Source organism: Oceanithermus profundus DSM 14977 (assembly GCF_000183745.1).
Lineage (GTDB): Bacteria > Deinococcota > Deinococci > Deinococcales > Marinithermaceae > Oceanithermus > Oceanithermus profundus.
This window is the reverse complement of record NC_014761.1, coordinates 1,713,152-1,734,126: the sequence shown is the minus strand read 5'-3', so window position 1 is coordinate 1,734,126 and position 20,975 is coordinate 1,713,152. Positions and strand designations below refer to the sequence as shown.

Here is a 20,975-nt window from a genome sequence, read left to right as displayed (position 1 = left end):
GGGTATGGTCTGGAGCCATCAACCCAAAATTCGCCGTGCGTCCTGGAGGTCGCTGCCTTGAGCTTTAGCGACCCGGACCGCCGCTTCATGCAACGGGCGCTGGCGCTGGCCGAGCGGGCGCGCGGCCACACCAGCCCCAACCCCATCGTCGGCGCGGTGGTGGTCTCTGGCGGCCGCATCGTCGGCGAGGGCTTCCACCCGCGCGCCGGCGAGCCCCACGCCGAGGTCTTCGCCCTGCGCCAGGCGGGCGAGGCGGCCCGCGGGGCGACGGTCTACGTGACCCTGGAACCCTGCAACCACCACGGCCGCACGCCGCCGTGTTCGCTGGCACTCCTCGAGGCCGGCGTGAGCCGGGTCGTCTACGCCGCGGCCGACCCCGGTGAAACCAGCGGCGGCGGGGCTGAGCGGCTGCGCCGTGCGGGCGTGCGGGTCGAGGCGGGCCTGCTGGAAGAAGAGGCCCGCGTCCAGAACCGCGCCTTCTTCCACGCCGCCGCCTTCGGCCGGCCTTTCGTGCTCTGGAAGGCGGCGCTCACCCTCGACGGCAGGGTGGCCGCCCGCGGCCGCGGCGGCGAGGCGGTTTCGAACACCCTCAGCCACCGCGTCGCGCACGGCTACCGCCAGGCTTGCGCGGCCGTCGCCGTGGGCGCGGGCACGGTGCGGGCCGACGACCCGGCGCTGACGGTGCGCGCGCCCGATTTTCGCGCCTTTGCGGCGATGGTCGAGCCGCCCCCGCTGCGCGACCCGCTCAAGGTGGTCTTCGATAGCCAGGCCAAAACGCCGCCCTCGGCGCGGCTCTTCGAACCGGGGCCGCGCGGCGAGCCGGCCCGGGTGCTGGTCTTCGTTGGCGAGGACGCGGATGCGGACCGGGTGCAGGCGCTCGAGGCCGCCGGGGCCGAGGTGGTTTCGCTGCCAGCGGGTGAGGGCGGCCTGAGCGTGGAAGCGGCGCTCGCAGAGCTCTACCGGCGGGGCGTCGACTCGCTGCTGCTCGAGGGCGGGCCCCGACTCGCGGGCTCCTTCGTGCGGGCGGGGCGGGTGGACCGGGCGGCCTTCTTCGTTGCCCCGCGCATCCTGGGCGAGGGGCGTGGCCTGATCGAGGGATTCAGCTTTGGCTCGATGCAAAGGGCGATGCGTTTTCTGCCCGAGCGCTCGGAGGTGCTGGAAGGCGACCTCTGGCTCGAGGGCCGTTTGGAGGTGGGTTAGTGTTTACCGGAATAGTAGAGGAAGTCGGCCGGGTGACGCAGGCCGAGCCAAAGGGCGGCAACCTGCGTGTCTGGATCGAGGCGGAGAAGGTGCTGGAGGGTACCGAGGTGGGCGACTCGATCGCCACCAGCGGTGCCTGCCTGACCGTGGTCGAGCTCTCGCCGCGCGGCTTCGCGGTCGAGCTGGCCCAGGAGACCGTAAAGCGCACCGCGCCGCGCTGGCGGCCGGGGGCGCGGGTCAACCTGGAGCGGGCGGCGCGCGTGGGCGACCGGCTGGACGGCCACCTGGTCACCGGCCACGTGGACGGTGTGGGCCGGGTGACGCGCTTCGACCGCCGCCCCGGGGCGCACGACCTCTACGTGGAAGCGCCGGCCGAGCTGGCCCGCTACATCGCCGCCAAGGGCTCGATCACCATCGACGGCGTTTCGCTAACGGTGGTGGAGGTGCGCGGCCAGGTCTTCTCGGTCACCCTGATCCCCCACACCCTGCAGGTGACCACCCTGGGCGAGCTGAAGCCCGGCGACGCGGTCAATCTGGAGATCGACATCATCGCCCGCTACGTCGAGCGGCTGCTGGAGGTGCGAACGTGATTCACCCCATCGAAGCCATCATCGAGGACCTACAAAACGGCAAGCCCGTGATCATGGTGGACGACGAGGGGCGCGAGAACGAGGGCGACCTCATCTTTCCCGCCCAGTTCGCCACCAAGAGCCTGGTCAACTTCGCGGTGAAGGAAGCGCGGGGGCTGCTCTGCGTGGCCATCACCCCCGAGCGGGCCCAGGCTCTGGAGCTGCCGCCGATGGAGAAGCGCAACACCGACCCTCACGGTACCGCCTTTACCGTGAGCGTGGACGCCGCGAGCAGCACCACCGGCATCTCGGCCGCCGAGCGGGCGGTCACCATCCGGCTTTTGGCCGAGTCGAGCACGGCCCCGGCCGACCTGCGCCGGCCCGGCCACGTCTTCCCGCTGGTGGCCCGCGAGGGCGGGGTGCTGCGCCGCGCCGGGCACACCGAGGCGACCGTCGACCTTCTGCGGCTCGCGGGGCTCGAGCCCGTGGGGGCGCTGATCGAGATCATGAAGGAGGACGGCGAGATGGCGCGGCTCGCGGAGCTGGAGGCGTTCGCCGAACGCCACGGGCTCAAGATCGGGACGATCGAGAGCCTGATCCGCTACCGGCTCGAGCGCGGCGATGGCTTCGTGACCCGCGAGGCCGAGGCCACGTTGCCCACCGAGTTCGGCGAGTTTCGCATCGTCGGCTACCGAGACCGCATCACCGGCGAGGAACACGCCGCGTTGGTGATGGGCGAACTCGACCCCGAAGAACCCGTGCTGGTGCGGATGCACTCGGAGTGCCTGACCGGCGACGCCCTGCACAGCCTGCGTTGCGACTGCGGCTTCCAGCGCGACCTGGCCATGAAGCGGATCGCTGAGGAGGGGCGCGGGGTCCTCGTCTACCTGCGCCAGGAGGGGCGCGGCATCGGTTTGGTCAACAAGATCAAGGCCTACCACCTGCAGGACAGCGGCCTGGACACGGTCGAGGCCAACCTGGCGCTGGGATTCCCGCCCGACCTGCGCGACTACGGGGTGGGGGCGCAGATCCTCTACGACCTGGGGGTGCGCAAGCTGCGCCTACTCACCAACAACCCGCGCAAGATCCGGGCGATGGGCGGCTACGGGCTCGAGGTGGTCGAGCGGGTGCCGCTGCGCAGTGGCGACAACGAGCACAACGCGCGCTACCTGAGGGCCAAGCAGGAGAAGCTGGGGCATTGGATGGATTGATTTGGGATGTGGGGTGTGAGAGGTAGGAAGTAGGAGGTAGGGTAGTGTCCGCGTGGCTGGGCCCGCAGCACATGTAGGGGCGGGCCCATGTGCCCGCCCGACGGCAACGAGGTTCGTAAGTTTTCATGCACGGTACGTGGTGCGTAGTGGAGGAGGAAAAGAATGAAAGAGATCAAGGGAAACCTGAACGCCAAGGGCGTCAAGCTGGTGCTCGTCGTCAGCCGCTTCAACGAGTTCATCACCAAGCAGCTGCTCGAGGGCGCCGTGGACGCCTACGAGCGGCTGGGGGGCAGCAAGGACGACCTGACCGTCGTCTGGGTGCCGGGTGCGCTGGAGATACCGCTGGTGGCCAAGAAGTACGCCGCAAAGGAAGAAGTGGACGCCGTGGTGGCGCTGGGCTGCGTCATTCGCGGCGCGACCTACCACTTCGAGATCGTAGCGAACCAGTCGGCCAGCGGGCTCATGAAGGCGAGCCTCGACACCGGCAAGCCCATCGTCAACGGCGTCCTCACCACCGATACCATTGAGCAGGCCATGGAACGCGCCGGCACCAAGGCGGGCAACAAGGGCGCCGACGCGGTGATGGCCGCGGTGGAGCTGGCCGCGCTGCGATAATGGACGGGTGACCTACCTCAGGTACCTGCCCCACATCGCCTTCCTTTACCTGGCGTGGCGGGTTTGGGATTACCCCTACTTCATCTACACCGAGCCGCCGTTCTGGCTGGTTCTCGGAGGCCTCGCCGCACTCGCGTACTGGGGGCGCGAGCTTCCCTACGTGGGATGGCTGTGGTGGGGCTGGGGACTGCTAACCCTGACCTGGAGCCTTGCGCCGGGGAACACCCTCGTCGCGAGCCTTTGGGAGCTGCCCATCCTGGCGGCCCTGGCCGTCGGCCGCTGGCGCGAAGGCTTGGTGGCGTTCAACCTGTACCTGCTCTTCGTTGGGCTGTTCACGGCCTTGTCGCTCTTCCACTACGGCCTGGTCCAGTACTTTTCGGGTTCGGTGCACTACCTCCTGGGCGAGCAGGCGCTGTGGCTGGTGCCGCTGGCCCTCTACTGGATGCACACCCGTCCGCGTTACCGCTGGGCCGCGGCTTTACTGGCCTCCGTGGCCGTCTACGCCGTGCTCATCTCTGGAGCCCGCGCGGCTTACCTGCCGCTTGCGCTGGTGCTGGTCGCCTTTACCGCCATGGTGTCCCGGCAGGGGGTTCGCCCCGTCCGGGTGCTCGGCTCGCTGGCGCTGATCTTCACCGCGCTGTTCGCCGTGGACGCGGCGATCCCCGGACACCCGGCGCAGACCGCCCTCGTCTACAAGAGTCAGGTGACGCAACGCGACGCCCAAAACGTGGACGAGGGCATCGGCAACGTGGGCTCTCGTTTGACCATGTGGAAGCTCGCCGTGCACATGGCGGTGGAGCGGCCGCTGGGCACGGGGAACGGCAGCTACGCCCAGGTTTTCGAAGGTTTCATGGAAGTTCCCGCGTTCGACGGGGTATGGTCGCGCAGCCCGCACAACTACCTGCTCGAGACCCTGGCCACGGGGGGATGGCCGCGGTTCTTTATTCTGCTCGTGCTGCTCTGGCCGATCGTTCGCGGCTTCTACTCCGACGACTGGCCCTGGGCCCTCGCCGCCGCGGCGGTATGGACGACGCTGCTCTTCGACGTCACCGGCTTCATCCCCGGCTTCTTGATTCTGGCCTTCCTGTCCCTTGGACCTTTGCTGCCGCAAGGCAAGCTTTCGCCTCCGTGGGTTTGGGGTTTGGGTCTGGTGGCGGGCCTCGCCTTGGCGGCTTGGTGGTACCTACCCTGCACGGGACCCGAATGCGCGATCGAGCGGTACCGAGGATACCCGGAAAAAGTTCTGAGCGCCGTGCAGGCGAATCCGGAGGCGGCCGATCGGCTCCTGCGGGAAGCCGAAGTGCTGTACACGCGGTCCCCCTGGCCTATTTTAGGTATGTACAGGATCGCGACGTCGGAGCGTGAAAAAACAGCGCAGCTCGAACGACTTGTCGAGGAGTTTCCTTATTCCAACGCAAACTACTACGCTGCCCTGATCCGACGCTACGAGGAACAGGGAGATGAAGCGAAGGCCGCTGAGTTGCTGCAGAGGGCAAGGAAGTTGTTCCCGCATTCTACCAGGATTGATGACATCAAATAGTTGATTCGGCCATGGCCCATGACCATGACATTCAGATGCGTTTTCTTGTTCCAAAAGCAAGGTGAGGAAGGCTGACTCGTGCCGAAAAGGAGTTTCAGGTCCGAGTGTGAGGTTACCCTAATCCAATTCAAGTTGAGAAATATACGAGAGGAGCGCAACTTATCCTGCGTGACAATCTTCAGGTATAACAAAGATCCGGGCAACGGCCCGGATCTTTGAGTTAGGCGATGAGTACTCTACGGGAAGCTGACGCTCGTCTTCGTGCCGTTGGTGTAGGTAACGGAAACGCTGTTCATCTGCGCAGTGTAGGTGCAGTTGGTGACGAAGTTGCCAGGGTCATTGACCGAGTACTGACCGAAAGTGACGCCGTTGGTGCAGCTCCCGGCCGCAATGGTGTTGGCGGGGTCTTCAGCGAGGTAAGCCTGACCCGCGGTGTAGACGTTCTTGGCGAAGGCCTGGGCGGCGCGGTCGTTGGCCACCTGGCGGGCGCGGAGCAGGTTGGGGATCAGCACGGCGGCCAGGATGCCGATGATCGCGATGACGATCAGCAGCTCGATCAGGGTGAAGCCTTTGGTCTTGTTCTTGCGCATTTTTCGTTCCTCCTACTTTACCCACCGATCAGGTATCGGATACGCGGTGGGGTCCTGCGGTAGTGCATCATAGAACCTTGAGCCTTGGGCCGATAGTAGAGGCGGGACGTCGAACCCTCGTTTGCCTCTTAAGAAGAGAATAGAACCTTCAACCGCGGCGTGCCACCCCCATTTGGGGGTACGCGGCGAGCGGGGCGGGCCAAGCCGCAGGAGCGCCGTTCGGTACGTGCGAATTCCGCGGAACCGGTTGGCGGACCCCATCGCGGTGGGCCGGGCGACGAAGCCCGCGGGCGCGGCCGGTGCAGAATGGATGGGGTGGGGTACGTGTACATGCTTCTGGCCGCGAGCAGCTGGGCGTTGATCGGTCCGGTATCGCGGCTGGCGCTGGATTCGGGGATCGCCCCCGTGGAGGTGGCGTTTTGGCGGGCCCTGTTCGGGGGTGCGCTGTTCGCCCTGCACGCTTGGGCACGTCGGTTGCCCCGCCCCCACGGGCGAAGCCTGGGGGGCGCGGTGCTCTTCGGGGTGCTGGGCGTGGCCCTGTTCTACCTGAGCTACCAGTACGCGGTGGCCTACGGGGGAGCGGCGCTGGCCTCGGTGCTGCTCTACACCGCGCCGGCGTGGGTGGTGCTGGGCAGCCGCGCCTTCCTGGGCCAGCCGATTCGGCCGTACGGGGCGGGTTTGGTGGCCCTTACCCTGCTTGGGGTGACGCTGCTGGCCTGGCCCCTGGGGGGCTGGGCGTTCAATGCGGCCGGCGTGGTGTGGGGGTTGGTGTCGGGGTTGGCGTACGCGGGGTACTACGTCTACGGCAAGCTGCAGTTCGCGCGCTTCCACCCCGTGGCCCTGCTCGCCGTAGCCCTGCCGGTCGGGGCGCTGGTGCTGCTCCCCTGGGTCGATTTCGTGCACAAGGACGCCGCGGTGTGGGCGGCCCTCGCCGTCCTCTCGGTGGTCTCGACCTACCTCGCCTACCTCTTCTACGGCCTGGGGCTGCGGCGGCTCGAGGCGACGCGCGCGTCGCTGGTCGCCACGCTGGAGCCCGTGCTGGCCTCGCTGCTCGCCTTTGTCTGGTGGGGTGAGCGGTTCTCGCTCCTCGGCTACCTGGGGGCGGCGCTGGTGGTGCTGGCGGTCGCGGGCACCGCGGCGGAGCCGTGGTTCAATCGGCGTAGATCCGAGAGGCCGTGACCGGCAGAAAGGGGACCCACTCCTCGGGAACCTCGCGCAGCTCGAAGGTGATCCAGGCCAGGTAGCCCGGGGCCGAGGGTTTACGCAGCAGGGGCATGCCGGCTTCCTCGGGGGTGCGGTCGCCTTTTCGGGTGTTGCAGGCGTGGCAGGCGGCCACCAGGTTTTCCCAGGCGTCGCGCCCGCCGCGGCTCCGGGGGAGGACGTGATCGATCGTCAGGTGGCTCGAGCGTTTCCCGCAGTACTGACAGGTGAATCCGTCGCGGCGCAGCACGTTGCGCCGGTTAAGAGCAAGCCGCCCCAGGGGGCGGCGGATCATGCGGCGCAGGCGGATCACCGAGGGCACGGGCACCCGGCGGCTGGGGGTGCGCAAGAAATGCTGGCTTTCGATGATGGCGTCGGCGGTTTCGTTTTGCACGAGGATGACGCCGCGGCGGATCGTGGTCAACCCCAAGGGCTCGTAACCGGCGTTGAGCACCAGGATGCGCGGCGCGTTCAGGTTCATCTTGCGTCTATCTTAATCGGTTTCCGGGGGTTCTTGCCCGCCGGAGGGTTCGAAGCGCTTCAGGTACCACCACCCCGCGAACAACAACACCAGGTAGGCCCCCGAGGCCCAGGGGGAGTGCGACACGAAGAGGTAGAGCGCCGGAACGGCCAGGAAGGCCACGGCCCAGCGCTGCCCGGCGAGCCAGCCGCGCACGGCCAGCATGAAGCTCAGCAGCATCAAGAGCCCGGCGAAAAAGGGATCCATGGGTCCTAGCCTACCAACTCGAAGCGTACGGGCGTTTCCGGGAGCGCGCGGACCCGCCCCAGGTGCTGGAGGTGCACCAGGTGGGCCAGGGTTTCGGCCCAGGCGAAGCGGCGCTGGGCGGTGCTGAGGCCCTCCTGGGGAAAGAGCTCGAGCGAAAGCTCCCAGGCGGTGCGCGGGCCGCGGGCGAGCCGGTCCGCCAGAAAACGCAGGCGGTCTTTGTGGTGACGCTCGATTTCGCGTGCGCGGGCGTCCACGTCTTCGAGGACCGGGCCGTAGTGCCCCACCAGGGCCTGCCGGGGCTCGAGCCCCCGGATCTTCTCGAGGGAGCGCAGGAAGTCGCCCAGCGGATCGGGGCGGCTGCCCACCCATTTGCCCACGTTGGGCGTGATGCGGTCCAAAATCGCGTCGCCGGCGATCAGCGTTCCATCATCGCGCAGGAGCACCAGGTGGCCGTCCGCGTGCCCCGGCGTCCAGTGGACGGTGAACCGCTGGCCGGCCAGCTGCACGTCCTCGCCGTCCGTGAGGGGGCGGGGGTTCTGGGGCGGGCGGATGCGCCGATGCGTCGCCTCCATGACCTCCCGCAGGTCGGCGATGAAGGCCTCGGGCATGCCGTGCTCACGGAAGTGGGCGGTGGATTGCTCGAGCCAGGGCTCGAAACGGCTCCACCAACCGTGGTCGCGTTCGATGGCCACGTCGAGCATGTAAACCGGCACCCCTTGCGATTCGAACCAGCCCGCCAGGCCGTAATGGTCGGGGTGGTGGTGGGTCAGGACGACCGCGTCCAGGTCGCCCGGGCGGGCGCCGCGCTCGGCCAGCCCCCGTTCGATGGCGTGGCGGGCGTCGGGAAGGTCCAGCGCGGTGTCCACCAACACGAGCCCGTCGCCCTCGATCAAGACCAGGTTGACGTACTTCATGGGGTAGGGGATGGGTACCGGAAGGGGGTGCAGGCCGTCCAGAGCGAGGTCCATGCCATCATTTTAGACCCGGTCAAAGCGTTGAGGCGCCGCCGAAAATGTGATAGAATCACATTGCGTAGGTTCGTTGCACGTATCAAGGGGGCGATCCTGGGTTCGACGGGGGCCCTTGAAGGTGAGGCTGCGAGCCGAGGTGCCGGAGGCCTCGTAAAACACCGGCAACGCCAATAACTGGCAACGATAACTACGCTCTGGCGGCTTAACCCCGCCACGTCCCTGTCAAGCCCGGCCGGTGGCTCGGGCAGCGGACGACACTAAAGCCGGCTAGCCAAGGGCGAGGCTCCGTAACCCGAGGCGAAATTCCACGGAGCTGGGTCCTGACCGCCCGTCCGCGGGCCAAGGCAGGACCGAGAACCTGAAACGCGGACTACGCTCGTAGACGCCCACTGGATAGGCTCTCGGACGCGGGTTCGAGTCCCGCCGCCTCCACCAGATCGCCGGCCCGCCCCTCGGGGCGGGCGCTTCTTTTGGGGCCGGCGGCCTGACGCTGCGCCTCTAGAATGCAGATATGAAACCGACCCGGGGGAACGCGATGGGGCTGTGGGAGGCCGTGGCCATGGCCGTGGGCACAATGATCGGCGCCAGCATCTTCACGATGCTGGGTTTGGGGGCCAAGATCGCCGGGCCCAACCTCCCGCTCGTCTTCGTCCTCAGCGGACTGCTCGCCCTCTTCGTGGCCTACTCCTACGCCCACCTGGGCAAGCGTTACGTTTCCAACGCCGGCCCCATCGAGTTCATCGTTCGCGGCGTCGGCGATTCGGTGGTCACCGGTGCGCTGGCCATCCTGTTCTGGTTCAGCTTCGTCGTTTCCATCGCGCTCTTCGCCAAGGGCTTCGCGGGGTACTTCCTGCCGCTCGTGCACCTGCCCGTGGCCGGCCTGGCCCAGGGGCTGGTCGAAGCCGGGGTGGTGGCCGCGTTCACCGCGCTCAACTTCTTCGGTTCCAAAGCCGTGGGCCGCGCCGAGTTCTGGATCGTGCTGATCAAGCTTTCGGTGCTGGGCGTCTTCGTGGTCCTGGGGATCTGGACCGTCCACCCCGACTGGGTGACCCCCCGCTTCGATCCGGTGCACCTGCGGGGCACACTCTACGGCGCGGCCATCTTCTTCCTCTCCTACATGGGCTTCGGCCTCGTCACCAACGCCTCGGAGAACCTGGAAAACCCGGAGGTGAACGTACCCCGGGCCATATACCTGAGCATCCTCATCGTCAGCGTCGTGTACGTCTCGGTCGCCCTGGTGGCCGTGGGCAACGTGGCCCTACCTGACCTGTTGAAGGCCGAGGAGTACGCGCTGGCCGAGGCGGCCAAGCCGTTTCTGGGCGCCTTCGGCTACGTGCTGGTCTCGCTGGGGGCGTTGTTCTCCATCAGCTCCGCGCTCAACGCCACCCTCTACGGCGGGGCCAACATTGCCTACGCGCTGGCGCGGCAGGGTGAGCTGCCGGCGGCCTTCGAACGCAAGGTTTGGTTCAGCGCCACCGAGGGGTTGTACGCGACCGCGATCCTGGGTTTGCTGTTCGCCCTCGCCTTCGACCTTTCGGGCATCGCCGGCATCACCAGCTCGGTGATGATCATGATCTACCTGTTCGTCTTCGTGGCCCACTACCGCCTGCTGCGGACCGGCCAGGCCGACGGGCGGCCCTGGTTCGTGGTGCTCTCCTTCGTGGTGGTGGCTTCGGTGTTCGGGGTGCTGCAGGTCTACCAGTGGAACCAGGGGCGCGCCGCCTTCTGGGCCACCTTCGCCGCCTTCGCGCTGGCCCTGGTGTTCGAGGCCGTCTACCGGGGGTTGACGCGCAGGGCCATTCGCCGGCGGAACGCAGGCGGCTAGGGTTCGCGCGGGCGCGTCGATCGTCCCGTTCCCACAACACGGTTTCGTTACTGCAGGGGGCGTTTCCGCCAGCGCCACGCCGGGGCCGCTGCGCCGCCAGGACGCGCTGTTCAAGGCGACATGGCCGTAGCGTCATGCACGGCCTGGGCCCTCGGACCAAGTCCGGGACAGGCCCGCTCGCGGTCGCTACGCCCCTTGGCCGGGGACACGAACAACTTCTTTTTTCCTGAACAACAACGTATCCCCGGACGACCGAGGCTAATAGCCGAGGGAGATCCGGGGTCCATGCTGTACATAAAACCGAGATTTCGTTGTCCCTGAATATCGTCGCTTATTCATCGGAATGTTGGCGCAGCTTCAACCACGGGTCGGTGACTCGGTCTGGATCCCAGGTCGCGCGGCTTCGCCGCTTGCCTGGGATGACGAGAATATGTTTGGGTCAAATCGAACTTGCTTCGTCATTCCAGCCAAGCAGGCCGGAGGCCTGCGCGAGCTGGAATCCAGAGCTTAAAGCATGGTGACCGCTCCGTCTTCGTCTGACGGCGTCTTAAAAAGCCCCTACCGTTGCCAAACGTTTGGGCGCGGTCGTTCCGTCTTGGCCAGCGTCCACCACCAACACCACGGGCGGGCACACGAACACGCCCCATACGACGTACTACGAACCACGTACTACGCACAGTTTCTTCATAAATCTCGAGCTAGAGGCGTAATTTTCTTCCCATCAAAGCACGTCCATCTCACCCTGCACCTCCGTCGTCACCTCGGGCCCGGACTCGTGCAGGAAGACGTCGATCTCGCTGCGGATTCCGAACCGCCCCTCCAGGTAGACGCCGGGCTCCACGGTGAAGGCGAGTCCGGGAATGAGGGGGCGGGTGTCGTGGCTCTCGAAATCGTCCAGGTGGGTGCCGCTGCCGTGGGGACCCCTGCGCCCCAGGTGGTGGCCGGTGCGGTGGAGCACGCATTCGCCGAAGCCGCGCGCCTCCAGCACCTCGCGGGCGGCGCGGTCGGCCTCCCAGCCGGCCGGATGGCGGCCGGCCGCGTAGGCCTCACGCACCAACGCCACCGCACGGTCGCGCGCGGCCGCCACCGCTTCCCAGGCCTGCAAGGCTTCGGGCGAAACCTGCCAGCCGGCCATCCAGGTGATGTCGGCGTAGACCCCGCCGGGCTCGCGCGCCCAGAGGTCGAGGAGGACGACGTCGCCGGGCCGCAGGGCGGCGTCGCTTCCGGCTTGGGGGGTGTAGTGGGGGCGGGCGGCGTGCGCGCCGAAGGCCACGATGGGCGGGTGGTCGTACTCGACGCCGCGTTTCCCGAAGACGTCCAGCATGACCCGCTGCACCTCCAGCTCGCGCGGGGGGTCGTCCGGCAGACGCGCGCGCAAGAACGCCAGCGCGGCGTCCCGGGCTTCGTGCAGTACCGCGGCGGCGCGGCGGTGGGCGGCCAGGTCGTCTGAGCTCCAGGTCTGCAAATGCAGCATCGGCAGGGCCGCGCTCACCACTTCTACGCCCAGGGCCCGCACCCGCTCGACGAAGCCGGCGTCGACGCGGGAGAGGTAGGGGATGCGGGCGCCCGGCTGGTAGTCGAGGGCGGCGCGCGTTACGCCTTCGAGCAGGTGCTCGAGCCCCCGGTCGAACTCCTGCCAGCGGGCGTAGGGGAGGCGTTCACCGGGCAGGTGGTCGAAGCGTTCGAGCTCCAGGCGGTGGGCGAGCAGCCGCGGCTCACCCGCGGCCGGAACCAGGTAGGCGAAGCGCCGGGTCAGGTGCGCCCGGCCCAGCTCCAGGGCCTCCAGCGCCAGCGGGTTCGACGCGCCAAAGCTGTAGAAGAGCCAAGCGGGCAGCCCTGCTGCGCCTAGGGCCTGACGTAGAATCTGCGGATCCATGAGACCAGCATAGGCCGAAACGTTCTTTATTGCGTTTCCAGCGGTGCTCCGTATAATAAAAGCGGTGAAACCATCGCCATGGATATGGGGCCGCAAACCCCGGAAAGGAGGAGTATGAAGCGAATTCTTCTTACTCTTGGGCTAGTAGCTGCAGCGGGTCTGGCGCTCGCCGGACCGAGGGACAACAGTCTGGTCGTCGGCGCTTCGCAGGAGCCGCGCGTCCTCGGGGACGCCTGGGCCTTCGTGAGCAGCGCCGCCATCGCCAGCGAGATCGAGAACTTCCTCTGGGCGGGGCTCGAGTACATCGACATCGACGGCAACGACCAGCCCTACCTGGCCACCGAGGTGCCCACCACCGAGAACGGGCGCGTCAAGGTGACCGACCTGGGCGAGGGCAAGAAGCGCATCGACATCCACTACACCCTGCGCGACGACATCTTCTGGTCCGACGGCGTCCCCATCACCTCGGCCGACGTGGCCTTCTTCTACGAGGTGGGCAAGTACCCCGGCGCTCCGGTGCAGGACCCCTCGTACTGGAACCGGGTGAAGCTCTCGGTGCAGGACGACCGCAACTTCACGGTCAGCTTCGAGCCCGCCTACTTCTACGACCTCGTGGGCTCCGCGATCGGGATCGCCCCCGCGCACGTCATGAAGGGCGAGTGGGAGAAGACCAAGGCCGAGATCGCCAAGCTCGACCCCGAGAAGGACGCGGCCAAGATCACCGAGCTCTTCCAGGGCTTCGTCTCCAAGTTCGCCACGCCCAACGCGCTCAACAAGGGCAGCATGGTCTACTCGGGCCCCTTCACCCTCAAGAAGTGGGTGCCGGGCAGCAGCCTCGAGATGGTGCGCAACCCCAAGTTCTTCATCACCCCTCCGGGCGGCGCGGACAAGTACGTGCAGAAGGTCACCTACCGCTTCATCGGTGACACCAACGCCCTGCTCGTGGCCATCCTGGGCGGCGGCATCGACGCCACCTCCTCGGTCGCGCTCACCTTCGACCAGGCGCGGGCGCCCCAGCTCGTCCGCCGCGCCGAGGGCCGCTTCGACATCTGGGCGGTTCCGGGCGTGATCTGGGAGCACGCCGAGGTCAACAAGTTCGGCAACGTCCAGGAAGTCAAGGACCTGATGCTCGACAACCCCAAGACCCGCCAGGCGATCCTCTACGCCATGAACCGCCAGGGTCTGGTGGACGCCTTCTTCGACGGTCTGCAGCCGGTGGCCGACACCTGGGTCCACTTCGCCGACCCGAACGCCAACCCGGACGTCAAGAAGTACCCCTACGACCCCGAGAAGGCCAAGCAGCTGCTGGCCGAGCTGGGTTGGAAGGACCTCGACGGCGACGGCTACCTCGAGCGCAAGACCGACGACGGCCGCACGGTCAAGTTCGAGATCGAATACGTGACGACCGCGGGCAACCGCATCCGTGAGCGCACCCAGGTCTTCTTCCAGAACGACCTGAAGAAGGTCGGCATCAAGGTCAAGATCAACAACGCCCCCTCCTCGGTCGTCTTCTCCAACGACTTCTTCTCCAAGGCCTACGACGGCAGCTGGAAGGGCCTCTTCGAGTTCGCCTGGCTCTTCGGCATCGTCGACGACGCCGGCGTCTTCACCTGCAAGGACTACATCACCGGCGAAACCTACGTGCCCACGCCCGAGAACAACTACTCCGGCGTGAACTTCGGCTGGTGCAACGAGGAGTTCGACCAGCTCCGCGCCAAGGCGATGATCGAGTTCGACGCCGCCAAGCGCAAGCAGTACTGGCAGAAGATGCAGGAGATCTGGGCCGAGGAGCTGCCCGCCCTGCCCTTCTACTGGCGCTCCAACCCGCTGGTGGTCAAGAAGGGCCTGGTCAACTTCGTCTCCAGCACCTACTTCGGCAGCTTCGGCTACCCCACCACCAACGCCTGGTTGATCGGCTGGGCCGAAAACGGCGCGCAGCAGGTCTTCGATCAGGCCAAGTACGGCATCAGCGCTTTGGAACAGTAACCTTTGGATCCCATCGTGGCCGCGCCGACGGCGCGGCCACGAATTTCTGAAGCAAAACAAGGGAAGAGGAGAATCTTCACATGATCGCGTACACCCTCAGGCGTCTTCTGCAGATGATCCCGCTGCTCTTTTTTGTTTCCCTGGCCATCTACACGCTGGTGGCCCTGCAGCCCGGCGATCCGCTCGAAGGCCTGATCTTTCAGAACCCCCACCTGACCCAGGAGGACATCGCCAAGCTCAAGGCCGCCTACGGCCTCGACCAGCCGATCCACATCCGCTACTTCAAGTGGTTGGGGCGCGCGCTCCAGGGGGACCTGGGGCTTTCGCGCACTTACGCGCAGCCCGCGGCCCAGTTCATCTACGGACGCATGCAGAACACGTTGCTGCTCACGGGGCTGTCGTTCCTGTTGGCGCTGGCGGTCGCCATACCCGTGGGGGTCTTCTCGGCGGTGCGGCAGTATTCGATCGCCGACTACGTGGTGACCTTCTTCTCGTTCGTCGGCTACTCCACCCCGGTCTTCTGGCTCGGCATCATGCTGATGCTGCTCTTCGCGGTCTGGCTGCCCGAGCGGCTGGGCCGTTTCGAACCCATCTTCCCGGCGGGCGGGTTCGTCTCGCCGGGGATGAGCCCCGACACCGTGGGCTGGTGGGCCTACCTCAAGGACCGCGCCTGGTACCTGGTCCTGCCCGTCTTCACCCTTTCGGTGCTCTCGATGGCCGGCTGGACCCGATTCACCCGCTCCTCGATGCTCGAAGTGCTGCAGCAGGACTACATCCGCACCGCGCGCTCCAAGGGGCTCAGCGAGCGGGTGGTGATCTACAAGCACGCGTTGCGCAACGCCCTGATTCCGATCGTCACCCTCGTGGGCCTGGCCATCCCCGGGCTGTTCAGCGGGGCGGTGATCACCGAGACGATCTTCTCCTGGCCCGGCATGGGGCGCGCACTCTTTGACTCGCTACTCGAGAAGGACTACAACGTGGCCATGGCGGCGCTCGTCTTCCTGGCCTTCCTGACGGCGCTGTTCAACCTGCTGGCGGACCTGGCGTACGCGGTGGTGGACCCCCGCATCCGCTACAACTAGGAGGCGACCGTGGCAAGCAACGTGAACGTGAAGAAGATCGAACGCGGGGAGTCCACCTGGCACCTGGCCTGGCGCCGCTTCCGCAAGCACCGGATGGCCCAGGTCTCGATGGTCGTCATCGTGATCCTGGTCGCGGCCAGCCTGGCCGCGCCGCTGCTGGTCTCGCTGGGCTGGATCCCCGACCCCAACGAGCAGCCCTCCGGGGCCAACCTCAAGGCCTTCTACTTCCTCCCGCCCGGCTCGCCGGGTCACCTCCTCGGCACCGACGAGCTGGGCCGCGACGTGTTCTCGCGCATCCTCTTCGGCGGGCGCATCTCGCTGCTGGTCGGTTTTTCGGTGGCGATCGTGAGCGTCATCATCGGCACCATCATCGGTGCGCTCGCGGGTTTCTTCTCGGGGCGCCCCTTCGACTTCTACGCGGGTCCCTTTTCCAGGCGCCTGCGGGAGATCGTGGCCGAGGGCAGCCTGGCCGCCTTCGGCCTGGCGCTGGCGCTCGGTTTTGCGGGGCTGGGCCTGCTCGTCTCGCTGGCGGCCGCGGGGCAGACCGGCGCGTTCTGGCTCGCCGCCTTGCTGGTCGCGCTGGGGGTGCTCGCGCTCAACCTCTTCGGCGTCTTCGGCGCCCACCTGAGCCGCATGACCTGGACCGTGCTGAGTTGGGGCATCCTGGGGGGCACGGCCTGGCTGATCTGGGACATCACCCGCACCCTGGCGCTGCCCGCGATCGGCGAGGGCGGCCTGAACGGCGCGCTTTCCACCGCCGGCCTGGTGATCGGCGGGGCCGCCGCGCTGGTGCTGGTGGTCTGGGGCCTGGTCGGGCAGCTGAAGCTGGACCTGGACATCGTGATCAGCCGCCTGATCGACTTCATGCTCTCGATCCCGACGCTGCCGCTCCTGCTGGTGCTCTCGGCCTTCCTGAACGACTCGCGCTCGCCGCTGGGGCGGCTGGCGCAGGGGGTGTTCGGGGAGTCGGCCTCGGTCTTCATCATCATCAGCATCCTGATCATCTTCGGCTGGATCACCTCGGCGCGGCTGGTGCGCGGCCAGATCCTGAGCCTGCGCGAGCAGGAGTTCTCGATGGCCGCCTACGCGCTGGGCGCGAGCGAGCCGCGCATCATGTTCCGCCACCTGGTGCCCAACACCCTGGCGCCGATCATCGTCGACGCCACCCTGGCGGTGGGCACGGCCATCCTGGTGGAGGCGGCGCTCTCGTTCCTGGGCTTCGGCATCCAGCCGCCGGTGCCGACCTGGGGCAACATGCTCACCGGGGCGCAGGACTTCATCTTCTACGCGCCCCACCTGGCCATCTACCCGGGGTTGATGATCCTGATCACGGTGCTGGCCTTCAACTACATGGGCGACGGCCTGCGCGACGCGCTGGACCCGCGCAGTCAGCTGTGAGAATGGTGCGTGGTACGTAGTGCGTAGTACGTAGTGAGCGGTACGCAGTTCGGTGGGTTCGGCCAGGGCCCGCGGGGGGAACCCCCCGCGGGCCCTTTTGCCGCCGTCGCGGTAGGCTGGGGGCATGTGGATCTACGGTCGCAATCCGGTGCTCGAGGCCGCGCGCGAAGGCGGGGTGCGCCGGGTGCTGGTGGCCCGCGGCGTCGAGCGCAAGTTCCTGAAGAAGCTCGAGGACGCGGGCATTCCCTACGAGCTGGTGCCCCGCATCGAGCTCGACCAGCTGGTGCGCACGACCCACCACCAGGGCATCGTGGCCGAGATCGAGGCGATCCGGCTGGCCGAGCCCGACGCCCCCCTGCGCCTGGCCCACAAGCGCGGCGAGCTGCCGCTCGTGGTGCTGCTCGACGGCATCACCGACCCGCGCAACTACGGCGCGATCCTGCGCAGCGCCGAGGCGCTGGGGGCGCACGGGGTGGTGAGCGAGACGCGCCGCAGCGCCCCCCTCTCGCCGGTGGCCGTCAAGGCCTCGGCGGGCGCGGCGCGGCACCTGCCGGTGGTGCAGGTGCCCAACCTGCCGCGCTACATCGAGGAGCTCAAGGAGGCCGGCGTCTGGGTCTACGGCCTGGCGGGCGAGGGCGAGGTGGCGCTCGAGGAGGCCGACTACGAGCGGCCGCTGGCCTGGGTGATCGGCTCGGAGGGCTCGGGCCTGCGCCGGCTGGTGCGCGACCGCTGCGACCAGCTCGTGCACATCCCCCTGCGCGGGCGCACCCCCAGCCTGAACGCCGCGGTGGCGGCGGGGATCGCCGTCCACTGGGCCCTGGCGGCCCGGCGCGGGTAGGATGGGGGTATGAACGTCGTCAAGACCGCCGCGCGGCTCATCCGCGCCGAAAGCCCCTCGGGCGGCGAGGCCCCGGCCGCTCGGGTGCTGATGGAAGAGGCCGAGGCCCTGGGCTTCCGGCCCCAGCTCGACGACGCGGGCAACGTGGAGTTCGCCCTGGGCGAGGGCCCCTTCGAGGTGCTGCTCACCGGCCACATGGACGTGGTGCCGGCGGGCGAGCCCGACGCCTGGCCGCACCCGCCCTTCGCGGGCGAGGTGGCGGAGGGCGAGCTCTGGGGCCGCGGGGCGGTGGACATGAAGGGGGCGCTCGCGGCCATGCTGGGGGCGATGGCGGACCTGGCGAAGGATCCGCCGCCGGGCCGGGTGCGTTTTTTAGCGGTGGTGCAGGAGGAGGTGGGCGGCCTCGGCAGCCGCTTCGCCGCCGAACGGCTCCGGGCCGACGCGGCGATCCTGGGGGAGCCTTCGAACAACCGGCTGATGCGCGGACACCGCGGCCGGATCGAGGTCTGGGCCGACTACGAGGGGCGGCTGGCGCACGCCGCGCGCCCCGAGCTGGGTCGCAACCCCCTGCCCGACCTGGGGCGGTTCCTGGCTGCGCTCGAGGCCTTCGAGACCGCCGAGCACCCCGAGCTGGGGCGGGCGAGCTGCACCCCTACCTACGTGGAGAGCCGCCCCCGGGCCACCAACGTGGTGCCGGGTCTGGCCCAGGTCTGCGTGGACTACCGCTTCGTGCCCGGCGAGGATCCCGAGGCGATCCTCGAGCGCCTGCGCCTGATCGCGGGCGACGCCTCCGTCTACGTACCCGAGACCGAACGCGCCAGCGGCGAGGTGACGATGCGCTACCCCATGGTCTTCCCGCCGCACCTGGTGCCCGCGGACCATCCTCTGTTGCAGGCGGCCCTGGCCGAGCTGGGGCAGGAGGAGGCCGGCGTCTGGTGGTTCACCACCGACGCGCCCTACCTGGCTGCGAGCGGCGCCGTGGTGCTGGGGCTGGGCCCCGGCGACCCCGAGCTGGCCCACACCACGCGCGAACGCGTGCCCGTGGACGAGCTGGAACGCGCCCGGGCGCTGTACGCGCGCCTGACGCGCCGGCTCCTGGAGGTGTTGCATGGAAACGCCTAGGACCAAACGGATCGGGGGGCGGGTCTACGCTTTCCTGCTCTTCGGAGAGCGCCCCATCGTGGACGGCTTCGCCGCCGAGCTGCGCGCCGCCGGCATTCCCGCCGAGATCGAGCGGCCGCCGGTGGAGCTGGAGGGGATGCTGCCCACGATGACGCCGACCTCGCTGTGGGTGCCCGAGGACCAGCTCGAGCACGCCCGCCGGCTCCTGCGTCTGGAGGACGAAGAGGCGTGAAGAGGCGTCACGCCGGCACCGACTACGTGATGCTGCTCGAATGCGAGCCGGTCTTGGCCGAACCGATCGTGCGGCGGCTGCGCGAGGCGGGCATCGCCGCGCGCGTCTTCGGGCCCTACGCCGACTTCGCCGGCATCCTGCCCGAGGCCACCGGCCCCGTGGGGGTCTGGGTGCCCGAGGCGGCCGAGGCCGAGGCGCGCGCCCTGCTGGAGGACGCGGGTGGCGACGCTCGGGATTGACCTGGGGGGCACCAAGATCGCCCTGGGGGTGCTCGAAGGCGGACGCCTGATCCAACGCGGCCGCATCACGACCCCCCGGGAGGGTGCGGAGGCCGTCTTGCAGGCGATGATCGCGGCGGCCAACGAGGCGCTGGCCGAGGCCGGGGCGCCGGTGACGGCCGTGGGGGTGGGCACCCCGGGCCCCATCGACTACGAGCGCGGCGTCGTCGTCTTCGCGCCCAACATCGCGCGGTTCCGCGACGTTCCCCTGCGCGCGCGGCTTGAGGAGGCCTTGCAGCGCCCCGTGGCGCTCGAGAACGACGCCAACGCCGCGGCGCTGGCCGAACACCACCTGGGCGCGGCCCGGGGCGCGGCGAGCTCGTTTTTCGTGACCGTCTCCACCGGCATCGGCGGCGGCCTGGTGGCGGACGGCCGCGTCTGGCGCGGCGCCTACGGCCAGGCGGGCGAGTTCGGCCACCTCACCGTCCTGCCGGGGGGTCCGGTCTGCGGTTGCGGCAACGCCGGCTGCCTGGAGGCGGTGGCGAGCGGGCGGGCGCTGGCGCGCGATGCCAGCTACGCCTACGCCGAACCCCTGGACACGCCCGAACTGTTCGCGCGCTGGCGCGCCGGCGAGGCCAAGGCCGCGCGCATCGTCGAGGCCGCCGCGGACTACCTGGGCCAGGCGCTCGCGGACGCTCAGAAGCTGTGGGATCCGGAGGTCGTCGTCGTCGGCGGTGGGGTGGCCCTCGGCGGCGGCGAGGTCTGGCTCGAGCGCGTGCGCCGGGCCTTCGAGCGCCACGCGGCGGGGTGGCGCACCGCCCCGCTTTTGCCTGCGCGCCTGGGCGAGGACGCGGGCGTGATCGGCGCGGCGCTGGCGGCGCGCGCGCTGGCTCCGGAAGGCCCTTAGCCGCTGCGGCCGGCCGGGTCCCCTGGGCGCTCGAGCTGGTAGAAGACCCGCGGCCCCCGGCGGGCCAGATCCACCGCACGGTAACCGTGGGCGAAGGCCCAGGTGAAGGCCTCGCGGGTGAAGAGCCGCCAGGCCTCGGCGAGGCCCAGGTCGCTGGCCTTGAGGGCGTCGAGGTCGGGCGGCACCTCCAGGTAGACGCGCGGGGCGCTCGGGGTGAGCAGGCGCTCGGGGACCAGGCCCAGGCCCTCCCCCCGGGTGAGCGCCAGGGGTTCCCCTTCGGGTTCGGGCGGGGGCGGGATGCGCTCCAGCCGCTCGCGCACCCGCGGGTGCTCGAGCTCCCAGCTTATGAGCAGCCGGTCCGCGGGGATGCCCGCGTACAGGCCGGTGCGCAGGCCGTAGAAGTCGGGGAAGTAGCGGCCCGCCCAGGCGCCGAGCTTTCCGAGGTTGAACCGCGCGTTCTTGGTGAGCAGCGGGTCGAAGGTCCAGGTGACCAGGTCGTAGCCGCGCTCCAGCGCCCAGCGGCGCTGGTAGCGCTTGAGCGCCAGCGCCACCCCCTTGCCCTGCCAGTCGGGGCGCACGCCCATCTGGTGCGAGTGGTGCCAGACGCGGCCGCCCTCAAAGGCCGGGAAGCCCCAGACGAAGCCCACGGCCTCGCCCCCGGCCCAGGCCAGGGCGACGAGGCCGCCCGAGTGCTGGCTCGCCACCAGCGCCGAGTGCGGCGCGATCTCGCGCTCGCTGAACCCCCAGGCGGCGATCTGCAGGTCCTCGGTCAACATCACCTCTTCGGTGCCGCTCGCCTCGCGCACTTCGATCATGAACCTACGTTACCCGCTCGGCGGCGGGATTGGAAAGAACCCCTCCAGCACGC

At 68.6% G+C, this 20,975-nt stretch carries 21 protein-coding genes and 1 other RNA gene; 16 read left to right on the top strand and 6 right to left on the bottom strand.

From position 1 onward, the window contains the following. Positions 1-87 precede the first annotated feature (87 nt). The 5 genes from ribD to OCEPR_RS08655 all read left to right on the top strand — a co-directional run bounded on the left by ribD (position 88) and on the right by OCEPR_RS08655 (position 5,135). On the top strand, positions 88-1,200 hold the full coding sequence (gene ribD, locus OCEPR_RS08675; protein WP_041554825.1) for a bifunctional diaminohydroxyphosphoribosylaminopyrimidine deaminase/5-amino-6-(5-phosphoribosylamino)uracil reductase RibD: 1,113 nt from the start codon (positions 88-90) through the stop codon (positions 1,198-1,200). Beyond that, complete coding sequence (locus OCEPR_RS08670; protein WP_013458341.1) at positions 1,200-1,790, top strand: riboflavin synthase; 591 nt, start codon at positions 1,200-1,202, stop codon at positions 1,788-1,790. Before ribD ends, OCEPR_RS08670 begins: the two co-directional genes overlap by 1 nt. Then, the gene (locus tag OCEPR_RS08665) at positions 1,787-2,980 is read left to right on the top strand and encodes a bifunctional 3,4-dihydroxy-2-butanone-4-phosphate synthase/GTP cyclohydrolase II (RefSeq protein ID WP_013458340.1); all 1,194 of its coding nucleotides are present in this window, start codon (positions 1,787-1,789) and stop codon (positions 2,978-2,980) included. The genes OCEPR_RS08670 and OCEPR_RS08665 overlap by 4 nt, the downstream gene beginning before the upstream one ends. A 162-nt stretch (positions 2,981-3,142) precedes the next feature. Further along, entirely contained in the window at positions 3,143-3,595 is a 453-nt protein-coding gene (gene ribH / locus OCEPR_RS08660) for a 6,7-dimethyl-8-ribityllumazine synthase (RefSeq protein WP_013458339.1), read from the top strand. A 7-nt stretch (positions 3,596-3,602) separates the two neighbouring features. After that, positions 3,603-5,135, top strand: coding sequence for an O-antigen ligase family protein (locus OCEPR_RS08655; RefSeq protein WP_013458338.1), 1,533 nt, complete (start codon positions 3,603-3,605; stop codon positions 5,133-5,135). A 236-nt stretch (positions 5,136-5,371) separates the two neighbouring features. Here the strand turns inward: OCEPR_RS08655 and OCEPR_RS13190 are convergent, their stop codons facing one another. Next, positions 5,372-5,725, bottom strand: a complete 354-nt coding sequence (locus OCEPR_RS13190; protein WP_013458337.1) for a type IV pilin protein — start codon at positions 5,723-5,725, stop codon at positions 5,372-5,374. Between the two features lie 315 nt (positions 5,726-6,040). Between OCEPR_RS13190 and OCEPR_RS08645 the strand changes: the two genes are divergently transcribed. Further along, on the top strand, positions 6,041-6,904 hold the full coding sequence (locus OCEPR_RS08645; protein WP_049773528.1) for a DMT family transporter: 864 nt from the start codon (positions 6,041-6,043) through the stop codon (positions 6,902-6,904). Here the strand turns inward: OCEPR_RS08645 and OCEPR_RS08640 are convergent. Genes OCEPR_RS08640 through OCEPR_RS08630 form a run of 3 tightly spaced genes read right to left on the bottom strand, consistent with a single transcriptional unit; the run spans position 6,876 to position 8,620 of the window. Continuing rightward, positions 6,876-7,406, bottom strand: coding sequence for an HNH endonuclease (locus OCEPR_RS08640; protein ID WP_013458335.1), 531 nt, complete (start codon positions 7,404-7,406; stop codon positions 6,876-6,878). The two genes, OCEPR_RS08645 and OCEPR_RS08640, sit on opposite strands and share 29 nt — an antisense overlap. Positions 7,407-7,418: 12 nt before the next feature. Next, positions 7,419-7,652 (bottom strand): hypothetical protein, encoded by a 234-nt coding sequence (locus tag OCEPR_RS08635; RefSeq protein ID WP_013458334.1) that lies wholly within the window; start codon positions 7,650-7,652, stop codon positions 7,419-7,421. A 5-nt stretch (positions 7,653-7,657) separates the two neighbouring features. After that, positions 7,658-8,620 carry an MBL fold metallo-hydrolase gene (locus OCEPR_RS08630; RefSeq protein ID WP_013458333.1) on the bottom strand — a complete coding sequence of 321 codons (963 nt, stop codon included), beginning with the start codon at positions 8,618-8,620 and terminating at the stop codon, positions 7,658-7,660. An 86-nt stretch (positions 8,621-8,706) separates the two neighbouring features. On the opposite strand from OCEPR_RS08630, the gene ssrA reads away from it, so the two are divergent. Then, positions 8,707-9,058: a transfer-messenger RNA gene (gene ssrA / locus OCEPR_RS12550) on the top strand. 76 nt (positions 9,059-9,134) lie between these two features. Continuing rightward, complete coding sequence (locus OCEPR_RS08625) at positions 9,135-10,448, top strand: APC family permease (protein WP_041554135.1); 1,314 nt, start codon at positions 9,135-9,137, stop codon at positions 10,446-10,448. Between the two features lie 721 nt (positions 10,449-11,169). On the opposite strand, the gene OCEPR_RS08620 is transcribed toward OCEPR_RS08625, so the two are convergent. Further along, positions 11,170-12,324 (bottom strand): M24 family metallopeptidase, encoded by a 1,155-nt coding sequence (locus tag OCEPR_RS08620; protein WP_013458331.1) that lies wholly within the window; start codon positions 12,322-12,324, stop codon positions 11,170-11,172. A gap of 114 nt (positions 12,325-12,438) precedes the next feature. Here OCEPR_RS08620 and OCEPR_RS08615 point away from each other — a divergent pair, with 114 nt between their 5' ends. From OCEPR_RS08615 to OCEPR_RS08580, 8 genes are all read left to right on the top strand, one after another. Next, positions 12,439-14,310 carry a peptide ABC transporter substrate-binding protein gene (locus tag OCEPR_RS08615; protein ID WP_013458330.1) on the top strand — a complete coding sequence of 624 codons (1,872 nt, stop codon included), beginning with the start codon at positions 12,439-12,441 and terminating at the stop codon, positions 14,308-14,310. Between the two features lie 80 nt (positions 14,311-14,390). Next, positions 14,391-15,392: an ABC transporter permease gene (locus OCEPR_RS08610; RefSeq protein ID WP_013458329.1), complete on the top strand. Its 1,002-nt coding sequence runs from the start codon at positions 14,391-14,393 to the stop codon at positions 15,390-15,392. Between the two features lie 9 nt (positions 15,393-15,401). Then, positions 15,402-16,790 (top strand): ABC transporter permease, encoded by a 1,389-nt coding sequence (locus OCEPR_RS08605; protein WP_013458328.1) that lies wholly within the window; start codon positions 15,402-15,404, stop codon positions 16,788-16,790. A gap of 124 nt (positions 16,791-16,914) precedes the next feature. Beyond that, positions 16,915-17,628, top strand: coding sequence for a 23S rRNA (guanosine(2251)-2'-O)-methyltransferase RlmB (gene rlmB / locus OCEPR_RS08600; RefSeq protein ID WP_013458327.1), 714 nt, complete (start codon positions 16,915-16,917; stop codon positions 17,626-17,628). Positions 17,629-17,637: 9 nt separating this feature from the next. Beyond that, positions 17,638-18,750: a M20 family metallopeptidase gene (locus OCEPR_RS08595; protein WP_013458326.1), complete on the top strand. Its 1,113-nt coding sequence runs from the start codon at positions 17,638-17,640 to the stop codon at positions 18,748-18,750. Beyond that, the gene (locus tag OCEPR_RS08590) at positions 18,737-18,982 is read left to right on the top strand and encodes a putative signal transducing protein (protein ID WP_013458325.1); all 246 of its coding nucleotides are present in this window, start codon (positions 18,737-18,739) and stop codon (positions 18,980-18,982) included. Before OCEPR_RS08595 ends, OCEPR_RS08590 begins: the two co-directional genes overlap by 14 nt. Then, positions 18,979-19,221, top strand: a complete 243-nt coding sequence (locus tag OCEPR_RS08585; RefSeq protein ID WP_013458324.1) for a putative signal transducing protein — start codon at positions 18,979-18,981, stop codon at positions 19,219-19,221. Before OCEPR_RS08590 ends, OCEPR_RS08585 begins: the two co-directional genes overlap by 4 nt. Then, entirely contained in the window at positions 19,202-20,107 is a 906-nt protein-coding gene (locus OCEPR_RS08580; RefSeq protein WP_013458323.1) for an ROK family protein, read from the top strand. Before OCEPR_RS08585 ends, OCEPR_RS08580 begins: the two co-directional genes overlap by 20 nt. Here OCEPR_RS08580 and OCEPR_RS08575 read toward each other — a convergent pair. Continuing rightward, positions 20,104-20,922, bottom strand: a complete 819-nt coding sequence (locus OCEPR_RS08575; RefSeq protein ID WP_013458322.1) for a GNAT family N-acetyltransferase — start codon at positions 20,920-20,922, stop codon at positions 20,104-20,106. The two genes, OCEPR_RS08580 and OCEPR_RS08575, sit on opposite strands and share 4 nt — an antisense overlap. Positions 20,923-20,975 lie beyond the last annotated feature (53 nt).

Coding starts and splice junctions, on each gene's coding strand:
- ribD (WP_041554825.1), top strand. CDS start 88: ATGCAACGGGCGCTGGCGCTGGCCGAGCGGGCGCGCGGCCACACCAGC.
- ribH (WP_013458339.1), top strand. CDS start 3,143: ATGAAAGAGATCAAGGGAAACCTGAACGCCAAGGGCGTCAAGCTGGTG.
- OCEPR_RS13190 (WP_013458337.1), bottom strand. CDS start 5,725: ATGCGCAAGAACAAGACCAAAGGCTTCACCCTGATCGAGCTGCTGATC.
- OCEPR_RS08640 (WP_013458335.1), bottom strand. CDS start 7,406: ATGAACCTGAACGCGCCGCGCATCCTGGTGCTCAACGCCGGTTACGAG.
- OCEPR_RS08635 (WP_013458334.1), bottom strand. CDS start 7,652: ATGGATCCCTTTTTCGCCGGGCTCTTGATGCTGCTGAGCTTCATGCTG.
- OCEPR_RS08630 (WP_013458333.1), bottom strand. CDS start 8,620: ATGGACCTCGCTCTGGACGGCCTGCACCCCCTTCCGGTACCCATCCCC.
- OCEPR_RS08625 (WP_041554135.1), top strand. CDS start 9,135: ATGAAACCGACCCGGGGGAACGCGATGGGGCTGTGGGAGGCCGTGGCC.
- OCEPR_RS08620 (WP_013458331.1), bottom strand. CDS start 12,324: ATGGATCCGCAGATTCTACGTCAGGCCCTAGGCGCAGCAGGGCTGCCC.
- OCEPR_RS08615 (WP_013458330.1), top strand. CDS start 12,439: ATGAAGCGAATTCTTCTTACTCTTGGGCTAGTAGCTGCAGCGGGTCTG.
- OCEPR_RS08610 (WP_013458329.1), top strand. CDS start 14,391: ATGATCGCGTACACCCTCAGGCGTCTTCTGCAGATGATCCCGCTGCTC.
- rlmB (WP_013458327.1), top strand. CDS start 16,915: ATGTGGATCTACGGTCGCAATCCGGTGCTCGAGGCCGCGCGCGAAGGC.
- OCEPR_RS08595 (WP_013458326.1), top strand. CDS start 17,638: ATGAACGTCGTCAAGACCGCCGCGCGGCTCATCCGCGCCGAAAGCCCC.
- OCEPR_RS08590 (WP_013458325.1), top strand. CDS start 18,737: ATGGAAACGCCTAGGACCAAACGGATCGGGGGGCGGGTCTACGCTTTC.
- OCEPR_RS08575 (WP_013458322.1), bottom strand. CDS start 20,922: ATGATCGAAGTGCGCGAGGCGAGCGGCACCGAAGAGGTGATGTTGACC.